Annotated in this window: 16 protein-coding genes; 14 read left to right on the forward strand and 2 right to left on the reverse strand. The window is 52.0% G+C overall.

What is annotated here, in order from left to right:
* Nucleotides 1-10: 10 nt before the first annotated feature.
* Both AC0YNX_RS03420 and AC0YNX_RS03425 read left to right on the forward strand, forming a co-directional pair.
* On the forward strand, nt 11-2356 hold the full coding sequence (locus tag AC0YNX_RS03420; protein ID WP_475814228.1) for a DNA topoisomerase 3: 2346 nt from the start codon (nt 11-13) through the stop codon (nt 2354-2356).
* A 33-nt stretch (nt 2357-2389) separates the two neighbouring features.
* Nucleotides 2390-3364 carry an N-acetylglucosamine kinase gene (locus AC0YNX_RS03425; RefSeq protein ID WP_475814229.1) on the forward strand — a complete coding sequence of 325 codons (975 nt, stop codon included), beginning with the start codon at nt 2390-2392 and terminating at the stop codon, nt 3362-3364.
* Nucleotides 3365-3502: 138 nt separating this feature from the next.
* Here the strand turns inward: AC0YNX_RS03425 and AC0YNX_RS03430 are convergent, their stop codons facing one another.
* Nucleotides 3503-4243, reverse strand: coding sequence for an HAD family hydrolase (locus AC0YNX_RS03430; RefSeq protein ID WP_475814230.1), 741 nt, complete (start codon nt 4241-4243; stop codon nt 3503-3505).
* Between the two features lie 126 nt (nt 4244-4369).
* On the opposite strand from AC0YNX_RS03430, the gene AC0YNX_RS03435 reads away from it, so the two are divergent.
* Nucleotides 4370-4507: a hypothetical protein gene (locus AC0YNX_RS03435; RefSeq protein ID WP_475814231.1), complete on the forward strand. Its 138-nt coding sequence runs from the start codon at nt 4370-4372 to the stop codon at nt 4505-4507.
* Between the two features lie 113 nt (nt 4508-4620).
* Here the strand turns inward: AC0YNX_RS03435 and AC0YNX_RS03440 are convergent, their stop codons facing one another.
* The gene (locus AC0YNX_RS03440) at nt 4621-4842 is read right to left on the reverse strand and encodes a hypothetical protein (protein ID WP_475814232.1); all 222 of its coding nucleotides are present in this window, start codon (nt 4840-4842) and stop codon (nt 4621-4623) included.
* A gap of 175 nt (nt 4843-5017) precedes the next feature.
* Between AC0YNX_RS03440 and AC0YNX_RS03445 the strand changes: the two genes are divergently transcribed.
* The 11 genes from AC0YNX_RS03445 to AC0YNX_RS03495 all read left to right on the forward strand — a co-directional run bounded on the left by AC0YNX_RS03445 (nt 5018) and on the right by AC0YNX_RS03495 (nt 16262).
* A complete protein-coding gene (locus AC0YNX_RS03445) occupies nt 5018-5743 on the forward strand; it encodes a phosphonate ABC transporter ATP-binding protein (RefSeq protein ID WP_475814233.1) in 726 nt (241 codons plus the stop codon).
* A complete protein-coding gene (locus AC0YNX_RS03450; protein ID WP_475814234.1) occupies nt 5740-6261 on the forward strand; it encodes a GNAT family N-acetyltransferase in 522 nt (173 codons plus the stop codon). Before AC0YNX_RS03445 ends, AC0YNX_RS03450 begins: the two co-directional genes overlap by 4 nt.
* 49 nt (nt 6262-6310) lie before the next feature.
* Complete coding sequence (locus AC0YNX_RS03455; RefSeq protein ID WP_475814235.1) at nt 6311-6922, forward strand: DUF3298 and DUF4163 domain-containing protein; 612 nt, start codon at nt 6311-6313, stop codon at nt 6920-6922.
* A 16-nt stretch (nt 6923-6938) separates the two neighbouring features.
* Complete coding sequence (locus AC0YNX_RS03460; RefSeq protein ID WP_475814236.1) at nt 6939-7496, forward strand: response regulator; 558 nt, start codon at nt 6939-6941, stop codon at nt 7494-7496.
* 128 nt (nt 7497-7624) lie between these two features.
* Complete coding sequence (locus AC0YNX_RS03465) at nt 7625-9328, forward strand: amino acid permease (protein ID WP_475814237.1); 1704 nt, start codon at nt 7625-7627, stop codon at nt 9326-9328.
* Between the two features lie 221 nt (nt 9329-9549).
* The gene (locus tag AC0YNX_RS03470) at nt 9550-10212 is read left to right on the forward strand and encodes an MOSC domain-containing protein (RefSeq protein ID WP_475814238.1); all 663 of its coding nucleotides are present in this window, start codon (nt 9550-9552) and stop codon (nt 10210-10212) included.
* The gene (locus AC0YNX_RS03475; RefSeq protein WP_475814239.1) at nt 10205-11236 is read left to right on the forward strand and encodes a phosphotransferase; all 1032 of its coding nucleotides are present in this window, start codon (nt 10205-10207) and stop codon (nt 11234-11236) included. Before AC0YNX_RS03470 ends, AC0YNX_RS03475 begins: the two co-directional genes overlap by 8 nt.
* Before the next feature lie 113 nt (nt 11237-11349).
* A complete protein-coding gene (locus tag AC0YNX_RS03480) occupies nt 11350-12267 on the forward strand; it encodes a polysaccharide deacetylase family protein (RefSeq protein ID WP_475814240.1) in 918 nt (305 codons plus the stop codon).
* Between the two features lie 245 nt (nt 12268-12512).
* Nucleotides 12513-13523 carry a 2-oxoacid:acceptor oxidoreductase family protein gene (locus tag AC0YNX_RS03485; RefSeq protein WP_475814241.1) on the forward strand — a complete coding sequence of 337 codons (1011 nt, stop codon included), beginning with the start codon at nt 12513-12515 and terminating at the stop codon, nt 13521-13523.
* Between the two features lie 46 nt (nt 13524-13569).
* Nucleotides 13570-15876: a thiamine pyrophosphate-dependent enzyme gene (locus AC0YNX_RS03490; RefSeq protein WP_475814242.1), complete on the forward strand. Its 2307-nt coding sequence runs from the start codon at nt 13570-13572 to the stop codon at nt 15874-15876.
* A gap of 98 nt (nt 15877-15974) precedes the next feature.
* Complete coding sequence (locus tag AC0YNX_RS03495) at nt 15975-16262, forward strand: hypothetical protein (RefSeq protein WP_475814243.1); 288 nt, start codon at nt 15975-15977, stop codon at nt 16260-16262.
* The last annotated feature ends 15 nt before the right edge of the window (nt 16263-16277 follow it).

Consider the following 16277-nt stretch of genomic DNA (forward strand, 5'->3'; position numbering starts at 1 on the left):
AGGCGATTGGTTGAAGACATTAATTATTGCAGAGAAACCCGATATGGGCCGGACAATTGCCGCTGTTGTAGAACCGCGAGCGCAGAATAAACGATCGTATCTGGAAGGCGAGAACTATATCATTACGTGGGCGATCGGGCATTTGGTCAGCCTCGCGGAGCCGGATCAGTACGACCCGAAATATAAACGGTGGAATGCAGAGGATTTGCCGATCATTCCAGACCGCTTCAAGCTGTGGCCGAACGCGCGCACGAAGGATCAGCTGACGATGATTGCAGAGCTCTCGAAGCGCTGCAACCGTCTTGTTAACGCATGCGATGCAGGGCGCGAGGGACAGCTTATTTTTCATCTAATCAGGCAGTATTTGAAGATGCCGCAGCCGACGGACAGGCTGTGGATCTCCGACTTGACGCCGGAGACGATACGCCGAGGGTTCGATTCCCTCCGCAGCGATCAAGATTACGACCCGCTCACGCGTGCCGCACGCGCCCGTAGTGAAGCAGACTGGCTCGTTGGCATGAATGCGTCGAGAGCGTTCACGATCCGGCATAAGACGCTTCTATCTGTCGGGCGGGTTCAGACTCCGGTACTCGCGCTGCTGTATGATCGGCATAAGGAAATTACGGCTTTTGATAGCGAGACGTATTTTGTCGTGCAGGCGACATTCAGCCAAGAGGATTTCGACTATAAAGGAGTCTGGCAGGGAGATCGGATTACGAAACGCGAGCAAGCGGATCAGCTCGCAGCTAAGGTTGCGAACAAACCGGCGAAGATCATCAGCTATACGGTGAACGAATCGAAGGAGTATCCGTACCGGCTGTACGATCTGACGCTGTTGCAGCGTGAAGCGAATGGGCGATTCGGCTACCCCGCGAAGAAGACGCTGGATATTGCGCAGGCGCTATATGAGAAACATAAGGTGATTTCATACCCGCGGACAAGCTCCAACTATGTGACGGAAGAGAATATTCCAGTCATGGGCAATGTTCTTAACATGCTTAAACAATCGCCTTATGCAGATCTGGCGAATGGTGCCGACCGCAGCAGAGTACATAAAGGGAATAAAGCGGTGTGTAATCCGGCGAAGGTAGAGGATCACCATGCAATTCTGCCGACGCCGAAGCGTCCCGGTGCTCTAAGCAAGGAAGAGCAGAATATTTATGACATGATTGTGCGACGTTTCCTGTCGCATTATTATCCGCCTGCCGTGTACAACAACCATGATGTGCTGACTGAGGTGGAAGGCGAGCAATTCCGTACACGAGCGAAGGAACAGCTCGAAGCAGGTTGGCGAGTTGTGCTTGGCGGTGCGGATGATGGAGATGGTGGGGCTAAAAGCAAAGGAAAAGGCAAGAAGAAGTCTGACGATAGCACCGATGATAGCGATGATGAGCTCGTCGAGACCGACCGGCCGTTCTCTGTAAAAGCTGATGCGCCGGTCCATTGTGACGCCGCTGACGCGCTGGAGAAGGCGACCAAGCCGCCGAAGGCATTCACGGAAGGAACGCTGCTGAAGGCGATGGAGAGCGCCGGCAAGGCGATTGAGGACGAAGAGCTGCGCGATGCGATGAAGCAGACGGGGCTGGGTACGCCTGCGACACGTGCTGCTACGATTGAGCGGCTCAAGCAGGTCGGCTATATCACAACCGCTGGGAAGCGGCTGGATATTACGACAAAGGGCTGCGCGGCGATCGAGCTAATCCGCGGCGCGGGTGTTGAACTGCTCGCTTCGCCGGAGATGACAGGCCGGTGGGAGCAACGGCTCCACCAGATCTCGCGTGGCGAAGCGTCGGATGAGCAGTTCATCGCGAAGGTGAAGCAGTTTGCCGAGATGATCGTCGGCAAAGTGAAGCTGCAGCGGCCTGCGGCTGCAAGTGTCTTCGCGGAGTCTGAGTCTGCCAGAGGCAGCTCGAAGGGAGCCAAAGGCAAGGGACGAAGCGGAGCATCGAGAACGGGCGAGGCAGCAGAGAAGAAGCCTCGCGCTTCGACCAAGGAGAAAGCGAGCAAAGTGAGTGCTTCCGCTTCTACCTCCGCTTCAACAAGCCGTTCGGTGAAGGCAGCTTCTGCGAGCAGCGGTCCAGCTGTAATCGCACCATGTCCGAGGCCGGGCTGTGGCGGTGAGATCGTGGAAGGCAAGCGTGGCTACGGGTGTATGAAGTTCCGCGAAGGCTGCAAGTTTGTCATCTGGAAGGAACACCAAGGCAAGAAGGTGACAGCGGCAATGGCGAAGGCGATAGCGTTAAGTGGAGAGACTCGTAAATCAACATTCAAGCTCGATAATGGAGAGAGTGTCTCAGGGAAGCTCATTCTTGTTAATTCGTCCACTGGCGACATACAGTTTCAGCCTGCTCAATAGCAGATAGCGGCGAATCTGGCATGGGGGAGAACAATGACACGTAGCGTAGTAATTGGAATCGATAGCGGGGGAACGACGACCAGGTTGCTAGCAGTGGATATGATAAGCGGCGATGTATTGGCTTATGTAGAAGATGGCTGCGGCAATCCAAGCAATGATTCGAATGCGAAACATCATGTGCGAAGCGGCATTAATCGTGTTCTGTCAGCTGCTAACGCCAGTATTAATCAGGTTAATGCTATCGCGGCAGGCTTCGCCGGATTAGATGAAGCAAAAGATCACATGTGGGCAGCAGATTTCTTAGATGTCGAGGGTCTCGATTGCACGAAAGTCATCGTGAATGATGCCGTAGTCGCCCATTCCGGTGCCTTAATGAACAAGCCAGGCATCATTGCCATATCCGGTACCGGCTCGATTATCTTCGCTATCAATGAAGCGGGCCGGCAGATTCGCAACTATGATTTCCGACACTATGCGCCTACAGCGTCAAGATTCCTTGCCTTCGACGCGGTGTATCAGATCATTGCTGGCAACGTGACTGCTGAGGACGAAACATTCGTGCAAGAGGTCCTTCACTTCTGGGAATTAGAAGATGTTGCTGCGCTAAGCAAGTTTGGTAGCAACGGATTTATTTCGGACGATGTCGAACTCACGCTTAGGTTCGGTTTGATGGGGCCGCTTGTCACCGCTGCAGCTTCTTATGGAAGCCTACTCGCGCAACGAGTATGCGATAATGCGGTGCAATCGCTCGATACGGGCATTCGGTTGCTCGGCTCTTGTTTCGAAGCAGAGACGATCATCGTAGCTTTCATTGGTAGCGTTATTCGGGATGATTATGTCCGCGAACAGCTTGCACATGCGCTTACGCGCAGCTCCAATCGCAAGTACAGCGTTGTAGAGCCAGCTCTTTCTCCGGCTGCTGGCGCTGTTCTGCTCGCGATGGAGGCAGTAGGGCAAGCTGTAGATGAGAAGATTGTAAATAACTTGAGAACGTATCGCCAGAGCTAGCACTGAAATAAACGAAATAAGGCTTGTCCCTGTTACATGAGAGCAACATGCTCTAGTAAGGGGACAAGCCTTATTGGTGTTCAATATCGCGGTGGAGCGGCCAGCAGCAGCAATCCGATGCGCACCTGAGATGACGCATTAATTGCCGCGCTGCTGCAAATAGCTGTAGATGCTCGTAGGAATGTCTCGCAGCTGATTGAGCGTGAAGAATGCGCCCTTCGGCTCAACATCAATGCCTACAATATTGTACGCCCACTCGGTATCAGCCTTCATATGAATGGCATTGATGCCGGTCGTAAGCGCAGGGATGACGTCCGTACGGATGGAGTTGCCAATCATCCAAGTATTCGGACGGTTAAACTTGCCTTCGTGAAGGATACTCTCCATCGCTTCTGTGTTCTTCATGGAGCGAACATAGATACGCGGTCCGAAGTACCGCTCAAGCTGCATTTGTTGAATCTTCCGCTGTTGGATGAGCAGCTCTCCACCAGTGTATAGATGAAGCTCATGTCCGCGCGAAGCAAGCTCATCGAGTGTCTCCTCCATATGCGGATAAGGCTCCACGTCATGTTCATATACGCTGCGACCAAGCTTCCACAGCTGATCCTCTTCAACAGGCGAAGTGCGTCTGCCGACCAGGTTGGAGAAATGATGGTACGTTTCAACAAACGACTGAGGGAAATGATCGCTCTTAAAGCCGACAACATGAACGCCTGCGATATCAATTTCCGTTTGTTTGTCGCGGATTTCCGCAAGCGTAATGTTATACCCGCGGAACCAATCTGTCATGAGATCGGTGAACTGATCAATAACAAAGTAGAAATATTTGTTGCAATAAATGAGGGTATCATCGAGATCGAATAAAATAGTTTGTTTCATCTTAGGCACGGCTCCTTCTCCAGATGACTTCGATGTAGATACAATCTACCGCATCTTGGGATTCGCCGTCAAATCGAATAGGATTGGAACAATTTACAAATACTGTAGCCGGAGGTGAATGAAGGGATGCCAACGAACCGAAACACGAAGAGTAAAAACCGTGACAGCGAGACCGGAATGAAACAATACTACGCCAGCATTAGCGTAGAGAAACAAGCGAACAGGCCGCCGAGCTTGAACGGAATTAATAAGCAATTGCCATAAAGCGAGCATTAGTTCAGGGGTCAGTCTCTATATGTTCTCGTTAGCGCTTCCTTTGTCAACGGCGAGACCATATAGGGACTGGTACGTAACAGCATAGAGCCCGCCATTATTATTTAAGCATATTTATGAAGTTTCGCAGTCAGATCCTGCTTAATATAAGCGATCCGCTTGCGTACATAGAAATCATAGCTAGCACCTTTCAATTCACGAGGACTGATGACCACATCTGAACTGTTATCAATAATGGTCAATGAGCCGTTCGAAAAAAACTTAAACGTCAAGTCTCTGAAAGGGCGATGCGTCTCGATAAAACGATAATTTTCACAGTTGTTCATGATGGTCAGCCTCCTTATGATTGGCGAGTGGATTAGAACGTTTGTTCTTGTTTTTAGTATAGCAAACATTTGTTCGTATGGAAACTATTTTTTTTTTCCCTTAAACTAGATTCATAGATTGTACTAATTGTTAAATAGATGCAGCAGCAATCGCAATTATAAAGGAGCGCCAATCATGATCAGAGTTAGCCAGTTAACGAAACAAATTCCCGGCGGACCGAAAGTGTTAAAGGGAATCAGCTTTGACATAGAGCCAGGTGAATTCATCGCCATTAAAGGCGCTAGCGGAAGCGGCAAATCCACGCTGCTGCGCTGCCTTGCTATGAGAGAGAGCTGGACGAGTGGTTCTTACCATGTCGATGGCGTTGATATTCTGAAGAAAGGTTTCGTCGGCAAGATGAGAATTCGCCGCGAGATGGCTTACCTCGAAGCGAAGCCGGTTCTAATCCCGAACCGTTCGGCGCTGAAGAATGTCCTTATCGGCGCGGTTGGCCAGACGCCGGCTTGGCGCAGATTGACAGGCATGGTACGCAACGATGATTATATGGGCGCAATGGATATGATTGAGAAAGTTGGGTTGCTCGAAAAAGCGCATCAGAAGGGCAATAAGCTTAGCGGTGGCGAGCAGCAGCGTGTTGCGATAGCCAGAGCACTCGTTCACGGTGCGACGACGCTGCTTGCGGACGAGCCGGTCGCAGGACTTGACCCTCATGCTGCCGAGCAGGTGCTCGCTGACTTGAAGCGGATGTGCAAGATACAACGAATCTCAGTCGTCGCAGTTATGCATCAAGGGGATTGGGCGGAACGGTTTGCCGACCGTATTATCGGACTGAACAACGGCGAGCTCGTGCTTGATATTAAAGGCAGAAGATTGACGGAACGGGAGAAAATGCTGCTGTGATCCTCTCATCGAAGCTGCAAGCGAGCGGCATAGTGCTCAAGCCTATCGAACGAGATGAGCTGGATGCGGCACACGAACTGGAGCTGTCTTGCTACACACCTGAAGCGGCGGCAAGCCGCGAGGCGTTCACGTTTCGTCAGGCGCATTTTCCGCAATACTTCTGGTCTGCTTGGGATCAGAACGAGCAGCTGGTCGGTATTGCTTGCGCAATACGTACATATGCCAGCAGCTGCGAAGAAGATGAAGTCAAAGGCGCGCATAGTGCGGAGACAGGCGGCAATCACCTCTGTGTGCTATCCGTGGCTGTATCACCGTCCGTAAGGTTAAACGGTATTGGAAAGGCGCTCATGGAAGCGCTTCTCCGACAGTCAGAGCTTGATAAGCTAACTTCAGTCATCCTGATGTGCGAGCACCACCTCATACCTTTCTATGAAGGTCTTGGCTTCCGTTATATCGGACCTTCCAAATCAGCGCACGGCGGAATCGCTTGGCATGAGATGAGCAGAATCATCGGGTAGGTGAATGGCATACAATGGAGCATTAACCTATATAGGCAGGTGTTCCGTCATGGCATTTCAGTTTCCGGCCGTCGTCCAAGCGTCGCGGATTACGTTCCCTAAAGCAGAGATTTGGGTTCCCGTAGTCAGCGGGCTGCATAATGCGGCTGCGCGAAACAGCATAAACGGCAAGATCCGGCAAACCGTTCGCGAGCTTGTTGAGAATCAAGGTTCGCTGGCTGATCCAAGAGCAGACATGCAAGGCTACTTTGAAGTGAAGACGAACGAGAAGGACGTGCTCAGCCTGTCATTGTTTAATTATGCGTTTACAGGCGGCGCGCATGGGCTCACGCTTCAGGAGTCGCTCACGTTCGATACGACGACAGGGAAATCTTATTCGCTTGCAGAGCTGTTCAAGCCAGGAAGTAACTACGTGAATCGGCTCTCGGATATCATTAAGACACAGATCGCCACGCGCCAGATAGCGACGCTCGATCCGTTCCAAGCGATCCGTCCGGATCAGCCTTACTACATTGCCGATCGCTCTCTCGTCATCTATTTTGCGCTCTATGAGCTGACTCCGTATGCGTTTGGATTTCCTTTTTTCCCGATCTCGGTGTATGATTTAAGTGATATGATTAATCCGAACGGTCCACTTGGACGCATGGACGTCAACAATTAACGACAGGGAGATTCCTATGATTTATGTCCTCATTCTTCTGCCTATTGCAATTATTCTCTTAGTTGCCAAGTTCATGCAGAAGCAGCGGGAGAATAATAAGCCGGTCATTGAGCGAAGCCCACTCGGCGAGATCAATATGCAGCCCATTTCGGCTCATAGGAATGCTCCACCCGTTCAACCTGTTCTCCATAGTGATGCATCCAGAGGGACAGAGCATTCTATACTTATCGTAGATGATCAATTGGCGATTCGGATTCTGCTGCGGGAGCTCTTCGAGCAAGAGGGACTGCGGGTATACGAAGCGGCCAATGGAACGACGGCGATTGAAGTTGCAAGTAAACATCAAGTGGATTTCATTCTTCTCGATCTGAAAATGCCGGATATGGATGGAATCGAAGCGCTGGAAGAAATACGCCGGTTCAACCAAACGGTGCAAGTCGCGATGATTACCGCCTTCGGCGATCCAGAGAAGCTCGACAAGGCGAGACAGCTGGGCGTGAAGTCCTTCTTCACAAAGCCGTTCGATATTGAGTACTTACGAAGTTATGTGCTAGGGAGCTTGCAGAGTGTATAGGCTATCAGACCGAATAGAAGAGCAATAACCGCCGCAGGCCTCAGGCTATGCCGGCGGTTTTTTTTAATCTCTTGCGCATGTGCTTACGAGTGGCGACAGCTCATAAAGTCAATTAGGGGGTGGCGCTCATGCTATGGCTTGGTGTCGGGTTTATATGCTTCATAGCTCTGTGCGGAATAGCCCTCTTCCTCGCAAGAACGGCAGAGCAGCAGATGAAGCGTTCGCTCCATCAATCGCTACACAATTATTCCGCTTATGTGCGCTACATGCAAGATAAACATGACTTGAACGGAATTGGATACCCGCAGCAGCTCACCAGGCAAATGGGCGGTTTCTCAGCTTTTGGAATGGCTTTCTCGGCTATGGGTCTGATCGGCGGGACAGTGATGCTGCTGGGACCTGCTATTGCGGCTGGCGGTCCGATCACGGTTGGCTTCGGCTGGCCTATTCTCGCGCTGTTCGGTCTTGTAACGGCTTGTTCGCTCGCCTCCTTCGCATCGACGACACCAACGGCAGGGGGATGCTATCATTGGGCGCTCTCCGCAGGTGGACGGAGATTTGGGCTCTGGTCCGGCTGGCTGCATATAGCCGGTTCTCTGCTCATGCTCGTTACTACGAATCTTCTGCTAGCAGATTGGATATATGCTCTCATGGTAGAACACCTTCATTATGCAGGAGGCAAAGAACTGTTCTATATGCTGCTTCTCGCCATCTGCGTCACGCAAGCACTTGTAAATGCAAGAGGGGTTCACGCGATTAGGCGGCTTCTAGGCGGAAGCGCAGTGCTCCAGTTGCTGCTCATCGCTGCAATCATATCGTATCTGGCTTATCTTGTATGGCCTGGGATCTATCCGGTACAGGTGCTTGCAGGTGATCATAATATTTTTAGCGATGTGTCCTCGCTCTCGACATCAGAATCGGGGAGCCACTCGCTAATCATCGGCATGCTGCTGCTTCAGAGGCTCTTCATGGGCGGCGAAAGCACTGGACAGATTGCTGAAGAAACGAATGATCCGCGGGTTAACGTGCCTTGGGCGATTTACTTCTCGGCGGTTGCGACAGGCGTTCTCGGCTTCATCCTGTTCACATTTCTTCTGATGCATTACCCACTTGGCGGTGCGGCAGGTTACAACTCCTATCAAGAGATGTCCACCTGGTTCCTGAGCATGTGGTCAGAATGGGGCTCCTTAATTCAAACTATCTTCTTACTGGCAATAGTCGCGGCGTGCTGGATGAATGGAACCACGATAATGGGGGCAGCCTCTCGTACGCTATTTGCACTTGCGCGCGATGAGTCAACGCCTGGTGCCAAGTGGCTGGCGATGGTTTCGGTTCGATTCCGTGCACCAGTGAATGCCGTTATCGTTGTTTCGAGCTTGGCCGGCTTGTCGATGCTGGCGATCAAATCCGCTTCGCTTGAGATGACTTCGCCCGCTTTGCTCGTTCAGCTGACAGTTCTGTCAGTCGCGGTCATGAATATTGCCTATGCTCTTCCAATCGCTGCACGGTTGAGAGTGGAATTGCGTAGCCTCAGTAGTGGCGGGAGGACGAAACGTCATAGAGGACCATGGCAGCTGGGGAAATATAGCGAGGTCATTGACGTCATCGCTTTCTGTTGGATGGCTGCGAGCAGCGGGATTGCTTTGTTTGTGATGAATACAAGCGTGTTGCTGGGGTTAGGTGCTGCGCTTCTAACGGGCTGCGGTTATATCGAATATAAGTACCGAGCTATGCAGAAGAAGCAGCCGGTGAAGATTGTAGGCTCGACCCGATTTACGCGTAGATCCATTGATGAATGTATCAGAATTGAGAGAAAATTCCCGCAACATTGACAATTCCCCGTGAGCAATAGTTCGGAAATATTTCCTCATTTCCTTCCGATCATTTCCCGGGTAAGCGCACAAAGCAACAGGAAAAGATTGGTTTCGACATCTTTGCAATCGACGGTGTTGTCGAAAAGAGGAGATCAAGGTTAATGGCATTAAGCATTGCCAACCCTTTGTATTACGGCGTATAATTCGCCTAAGGCTTGACATGAATCGGAGGTTGAAATGTGGAACTTGGAACGGTATTGTCAATAAATGTGGGAAATTTGCAGAAGATGCTGCATGGCTCCAAGGAAATCATAACAGGCATCAATAAAGCTGCAGTCGGGAAATTTCCCATCGTATTGTCGCGGTTAGGGCTTGAAGGCGATGCCCAAGGCGACCTTGTCTTTCACGGCGGAGAGGATAAAGCGGTCTGCCTCTATTCTGCGGAGCATTTCCCTTACTGGTCCACCAAATGGCAGAGACCTGTAGAGGCAGGCGCATTCGGCGAGAACTTCACCGTGTCGCAGCTCACCGAAGCTGATCTTCACATCGGCGATATCCTTAGCGTTGGAGGCGCGATCGTTCAGGTCAGCCAGCCGAGGCAGCCGTGCTACAAGCTCGGCATGAAGCATGGCTTGCCGCAGCTAGCGATGGACGTGCAGAAGACAGGCTATACCGGGTTTTATCTGCGCGTATTGAGGGAAGGCAGCGTCCAAGAAGGAGACAAGCTGATTCTGCAGGAGCGCCATCCGGCTGGCATAACCGTTACGGAAGCGAACCGTGTCATGCATACGGATAAGAATGATCTCGCAGGAATCAACAGCTTGCTTGCCATTCCAGAGCTTGCAGTAAGTTGGCAGCAATCATTGAGTAAGAGGAAGGAGGCGCTTCGCACTAATGGCTGATCAGCAGTTGAAGGATGAATTCGCCGTTTATTTGGATGCCTATCCGCTCGGAGCGGGATGGCGTGCCGAGAAAGAAGAAAGCGGCATGAACAATACGACGCGAATGATTTATTCCGGCTACGATAAATACGTGTTGCGCGTCTATGATAATCATCAAGATCAGGCCACCGTTGCTCTCGAGCAATACTTCCTTGAACAGCTTCAAGTTTCGGAGCTGCCGATTAAGGTGCCGAAGCCTGTGCAGAATAAACACGGTGCAACGATTACGGTCGGTCCTGGAGGCAAGCTAGCCGCCATGTTCCGCTATATTCATGGCAGCCGGCCATCGCCGGAATTACCGGCACATCTTATAGGGCTAGGCAATGCGGCAGGAGAGTTATCACGCGCATTTGCGGTATTGGGAGCGAGCACGCCTAGCGAGCTGAAGCCGCTATACGAGCCCTATTATGAGCTTCGCGAAACATACGCTCATATAACTGCAGCAATATTAGAAGAGTTATGCGAGAGCACCGAAACACTTGAGGAAGAAGCTGAAAAGCTCGGATTTATTATGGGTCAGCTTGAACAGTTAACGGGATTAAGGAAGCAGTTCATAGAGCTGCCGCATCAATGGATTCATGGCGACATCGGATACACGAATGCGCTTGCGGATGGCGAGCGGATCGTTGGGATCCTTGATTTTGAATTCTGCTCAATTGACGTGCGAGCCATGGAGCTGGCAATTGTACTTAGCGGGCTGCCTAATGAGGATACCGATGAATCCTTAAATCGAATCGCGCTGTTCGTCCAAGGATACGGCGAAGCAACACGGCTCACAGAAGCGGAATTACTGCTGCTGCCATCGCTCATCAAGCTTAGAATGCTGGATATCTTTTTTCATTTTGCCGGCCGGCTGCATGCTGGTCTTGATGAAGCGGATGTCTGGCGCGATCAAATCAACAGAGTCCAGTTCGTCTGCAAGTGGGTCGACCTGCACGAGGATTCGCTTCAAGCGATCTTACGACAATATCTCTTACTACCATAAATGAGAAGACAAACCCAATCATTTCATCCTTCGTGAAGAAGCATGAACGATTGGGTTTTTCTCATATAGATAAGATTGCAGGCTTACCTTGCAAGAGGCAGGAGGGCATCCCTATGAAGAGTACCGCAGAGCGCCTTGGATATGGCCCGAATGAGAAAGTGCTAATCATTAATGCCGATGATTTCGGCTTATGTCATTCCACGAACAAAGGGATTCAGCTGCTGCTCGACAATCGCGTCGTCTCCTCCGCGTCGCTAATGATGCCTTGCGGCTGGGCGAGGGAAGCGGCGCTCTGGTGTGCCAGGCATTCTCAGATGGATATCGGGGTTCACCTGGCCACGACAAGCGAATGGGATGTCATGAAGTGGGGACCCGTGTACAGAGGCGGTTCGACTGGGTCGCTTGTGACGAGCGAGGGATATTTCCATAGGGATGCGAAGACGTTCGAGCGCCGGGCAGACGGGCAGCAAGTGAAGCAGGAATTGATTGCGCAAGTTGAGATGGCGCTTCAGCTTGGTGTTAATGTGACGCATGCAGACAATCATATGGGCAGTCTGTATGGCTTGCAAACAGGCAGGGATTTCTTGAAAGACGTATTTGATATATGCGCGGGCTTTGGTTTGCCCTTCCGGCTGCCGAGGTTCCTGTTGCTTGAGTCAGGCGACCCTGCTCCTCCCGAGCTTGCCGCGCAAGCGTTGAAGTTCGCGGAAGAAGCAGACGCTCGAGGTGTTGTCGTGCTCGATTACCTCGTTGCGCTGCCGTTTCATTCGCCTAATCCGCATGAGACCTATGTTCAGTTTAAAGCACAGATGATCTCGCTCATTCAGCGCTTAAGACCAGGCGTGACCGAGCTGTTCATCCACCCATCGCTCGTTACGGATGAGCTGACCGCTTTCCATTCGGAACCACTAAGGCGAGGCATGGAGATGGATATATTCCGAGATCCAGAAGTGCTGGAAGCGATGCGGGCCGAGAATATTATTCGCATCGGATGGCGGGAGCTGCGCCATTATCAGCGGAGAAAAGGATAGCTGAGCGCATGTGAATCGGTTGTCCAATGCTGGTAGGCAAGCGTCCTGTGCCATCCTTGTTTTATGCACACCGGACAAGCTGTACTAACACAGGCAATGGCCCGTTTTTCCTGTAATAGTCGTTTCGGAGCTCTGTTTTGGAAAGAAACGCTATTCGGCTTTTACAACTAATGGTATACTGATAGTTGTGAATTTATAAATTATTCAGTCAATTCAGCAGTCAATTCAAGAGGGGAGTGGATCGAGTGTCGGTACTTCCAAAGCAGAATGACCTGGGATTCTTCGAAATTAGACTGGAATCGATCGGCGGATTGGGCGCGAATTTGGCTGGCAAAATGTTGGCTGAAGCAGGCGTTGTTGGAAGCGGATTCAATGGTGTGAGCTTTTCCTCGTATGGTTCGGAGAAGAAAGGCTCGCCGGTAAAGGCGCATATTCGGTTCTGTGATTTGACCACGAATATCCGCGATACGACACCGGTTGAGCGGCCTCATATTGTCGGTGTGTTTCATGAAAACCTATCCAAAACAGTCAATGTCATCAGCGGAATCTACGAGGATAGTGTCGTGCTGGTTAACTCTACGAAATTGCCTGAACAGCTGAAAGAGAAGATGAATTTGTCCGCTGGTACACTTGCTGTGGTTGATGCTACAGGGATCTCCCTCGAGGAGAACAACCGGGTTAACATGGCGATGCTCGGCGGCTTGTTCCGACTCTGTGACTTCCTGGATTTTGAGCATATGAAAGGTATCATCCGCAAATCGCTTGAGAAGAAGTATCCGCAAGCAGTTGAGCCTGCGCTGCGTACGTTCCAGCGGGGCTACGACGAAGTGAAGTTCCAGACGTTCACGCTGCCGGAAGGTGAACAGATGCCGGAGCCGAAGCGCTGGGATATTCCGACGCTTGGATACGAGACACAGCCGATTGGCGGTATGATTGTCAATCCAGGCAACAGTGTGCTGAAGGATATTAGCATCTCGAGACAAGGGATGATGCCGCATTTTGACGATGAGAAATGTATTCACTGCGCCGCATGCGATACAGCATGCCCGGACTTCTGCTTCGTCTGGGATGAACTGCCGGACAAGAAGGGACGTCCGCAGATGTTCCTGCAGGGAATCGATTACCAATATTGCAAGGGCTGCTTGAAATGCGTTGTCGCTTGCCCGACGGAAGCGCTCTCATCCGAGCGTGAGACGGACGGCTATGGGGAAGCGTACCGCGTACCGCACAGATTTGTTTGGGCAAATGCGAATTAATGTCGTTGTAACTCTTACGTAATGCGAAGAGAGGAGCGGATTAGCAATGGCCATCGAGATTAACAAAGAAGTGAGTCAAGGTACTGTCGAGCAGCGAATGGTGTACGAGTCAGGCAACGAAATGGCTGCATACGCCGCGCACCAAATCAATTATCATGTGATGGGTTATTTTCCGATCTCGCCATCAACGGAGGTCGCGCAGTTTCTGGATTTGATGAAAGCGAACGGTCAGCATGACATTAAGCTGATTCCGGCAGATGGCGAGCACGGTTCCGCCGGTATTTGTTACGGCGCATCCGCTGCGGGCGGACGCGTCTTCAACGCGACAAGCTCGAACGGTTACTTGTACATGCTGGAGCAGATGCCGGTGCAGTCGGGTACACGGTTCCCGATGGTTATGAACCTGGTATGCCGCTCGGTATCGGGCCCGCTTGATATTCACGGCGACCATTCCGACCTTTATTACGCGCTGAACACGGGCTGGCCGATTCTGATGTGCCGCGACCCGCAGGCCGTGTACGACATGAATATTATGGCAATAAAGCTGGCGGAAGATCCGGAGGTTAGACTCCCGGTGCTCGTTGCATCCGATGGCTATTTCACGTCCCATCAGAAGCGCCGCGTGCAAACGTTCGCGCATCGTGCTGACGTTCATGCGTTCGTCGGCGAGCATTCGCCGGAAGGGTTCAAGCATGTGCTCGACCGCAACAATCCAGTCACGGTCGGCCCTTACATGAACGAGCCGGATTACATTAACAACTGCTTCCAACAATCCCAAGCGATGTATCGAGCGGGCAAAGTGTTCGACCGTATCCGCCAGGAATACGAGGTGCTGACAGGCCGCGATTATCCGATTCTCGATCTGTACCGGATGGAAGACGCCGAAGTGGCGGTATTCCTGATGAACTCCGCTTCGGAGATTATCAAGGACGTTGTCGACCAGCTGCGTGCCCGCGGCATCAAGGCAGGATCGATCGCGCCGAACATCATTCGTCCGTTCCCGGCACAGGAGATTGCGGAAGCGCTTCGCGGCGTCAAGGCCGTCACGATCGGCGACCGCGCAGACTCCTATGGTGCTCACGGCGGCAATATGACGAATGAGATCAAGGCTGCTCTGTTCACGCAAGGCGTGAAGGATACGCTTGTCATTAGCCGGATATTCGGCCTCGGCGGCAAAGACTTCTACGCGGAAGACGGCCATCATCTGTTCGAGCTGGCAATTGAAGCTGCGGCATCCGGCAAAGTGGATGTTCCGTTCGACTATTGGGGCCATACGCCCGGCGATCCGGACAAAGCGCCGAAGCGCGTGCTTGAACCGCTTGCTTACGAAGACTTGAAGACGGGGTTAATCACTGTTGACCGTGATGAGGCGACTGGCAAACTGAAGGTGAAAGTGCCTCCGATCCGCCAGCTGACGAAGAAGCCGAAGCGTCTTGCTCCGGGTCATGGCGCGTGTCCGGGCTGCGGTATTTTCTCCGGTCTCGAGCTGTTCTTCAAGGGCATCGAAGGCGATATTGTCGCGCTCTATCAAACAGGCTGCGCAATGGTCGTGACGACGGGCTTCCCGTATTCCTCGCACAAAGCGACGTATATTCATAACTTGTTTCAGAACGGAGCGGCAACGCTGTCAGGCGTTGTGGAAATGTTCTGGGAGCGCAAGCGGCGCGGCGAGCTGGATCAGTATGGTCTCAAGGATGACTTTACGTTCGTCATGATTACGGGCGACGGCGGCATGGATATCGGGATGGGTCCTGCAATCGGCAGCGCGCTTCGCAATCACAAGATGATTATCCTCGAGTACGATAACGAGGGCTATATGAATACAGGTGCGCAGCTGTCCTACTCGACGCCGCTCGGTCATCGCACGTCGACGTCGAACGTCGGCAAGCACCAAGGCGGCAAGCTGTTCCACCACAAGGATACGGCGCAAATCATGGCTGCAACGAACATTCCGTACGTCTTCACGGGCTCGGAATCTTTGCCGCAGGATTTGCTCCGCAAGGCGGCGAAAGCGCAGTACTACGCGCAGAACGTCGGTCTTGTATACGGTAAAATTCTCATTACTTGCCCGCTCAACTGGCTGTCCGAGGAGAAGATCGGCCAAACGCTCATTGACGAAGCCGTGAACTCCTGCTTCTTCCCGCTCTATGATGTGGAAGAAGGCGTGACGACTATCACGTACAATCCGGAAGAGAAGGGCAAGCGGATACCGCTCGGCGATTGGCTGAAGAACATGGGCAAGACGAAGCATATGACTCGCCCAGAGTACGCGCCTGCGCTCAAGTCGTTCGAGGACGAGGTCGAGCGCCGCTGGCAACGGCTCAAAGCGAAGCACGAGAACGAGTTTCTGTAAGCTGAGCGATTGATAGTTAAGGCGGAGCGAGGCGCGGGCGGCGAACAGGCGTCTGCGCCTTGTTTTATTCTAATCAGGTTAAGGTGGATGGAGCTAGAATGGCAATCGTATTGAGGCATCGGATAACAGGGGAAATCGCATGCGGCATGCTGCGCAATGTGTATCAGTTTGCATACTACGGTGCGCTCTGGTGGGAAGATATGGAGCAAGCGGAGCCGCTATACGAAGAGGCGCTTGTAAGTGCCGGCTATGCGCAAGATTCGAGCTGGGATTTGCTTGAGGTGAAGGAAGAACGCTTGAAGATATTCAATGTCAAGCTGAACAACGACCCAAGGCGCCAGCTGCTGCTTCAGAATGACGGGAGCATTACGCTGATCAAGGTATAAATTGGAGCTTATACA

The sequence above is a fragment of the Paenibacillus sp. J31R98 genome (genome assembly GCF_056269245.1).

Excerpts from the sequence above, each read along its gene's own strand:
- AC0YNX_RS03425 (WP_475814229.1), top strand. The coding sequence starts at position 2,390 with ATGACACGTAGCGTAGTAATTGGAATCGATAGCGGGGGAACGACGACC.
- AC0YNX_RS03430 (WP_475814230.1), bottom strand. The coding sequence starts at position 4,243 with ATGAAACAAACTATTTTATTCGATCTCGATGATACCCTCATTTATTGC.
- AC0YNX_RS03435 (WP_475814231.1), top strand. The coding sequence starts at position 4,370 with ATGCCAACGAACCGAAACACGAAGAGTAAAAACCGTGACAGCGAGACC.
- AC0YNX_RS03440 (WP_475814232.1), bottom strand. The coding sequence starts at position 4,842 with ATGAACAACTGTGAAAATTATCGTTTTATCGAGACGCATCGCCCTTTC.
- AC0YNX_RS03445 (WP_475814233.1), top strand. The coding sequence starts at position 5,018 with ATGATCAGAGTTAGCCAGTTAACGAAACAAATTCCCGGCGGACCGAAA.
- AC0YNX_RS03455 (WP_475814235.1), top strand. The coding sequence starts at position 6,311 with ATGGCATTTCAGTTTCCGGCCGTCGTCCAAGCGTCGCGGATTACGTTC.
- AC0YNX_RS03460 (WP_475814236.1), top strand. The coding sequence starts at position 6,939 with ATGATTTATGTCCTCATTCTTCTGCCTATTGCAATTATTCTCTTAGTT.
- AC0YNX_RS03465 (WP_475814237.1), top strand. The coding sequence starts at position 7,625 with ATGCTATGGCTTGGTGTCGGGTTTATATGCTTCATAGCTCTGTGCGGA.
- AC0YNX_RS03475 (WP_475814239.1), top strand. The coding sequence starts at position 10,205 with ATGGCTGATCAGCAGTTGAAGGATGAATTCGCCGTTTATTTGGATGCC.
- AC0YNX_RS03480 (WP_475814240.1), top strand. The coding sequence starts at position 11,350 with ATGAAGAGTACCGCAGAGCGCCTTGGATATGGCCCGAATGAGAAAGTG.
- AC0YNX_RS03490 (WP_475814242.1), top strand. The coding sequence starts at position 13,570 with ATGGCCATCGAGATTAACAAAGAAGTGAGTCAAGGTACTGTCGAGCAG.
- AC0YNX_RS03495 (WP_475814243.1), top strand. The coding sequence starts at position 15,975 with ATGGCAATCGTATTGAGGCATCGGATAACAGGGGAAATCGCATGCGGC.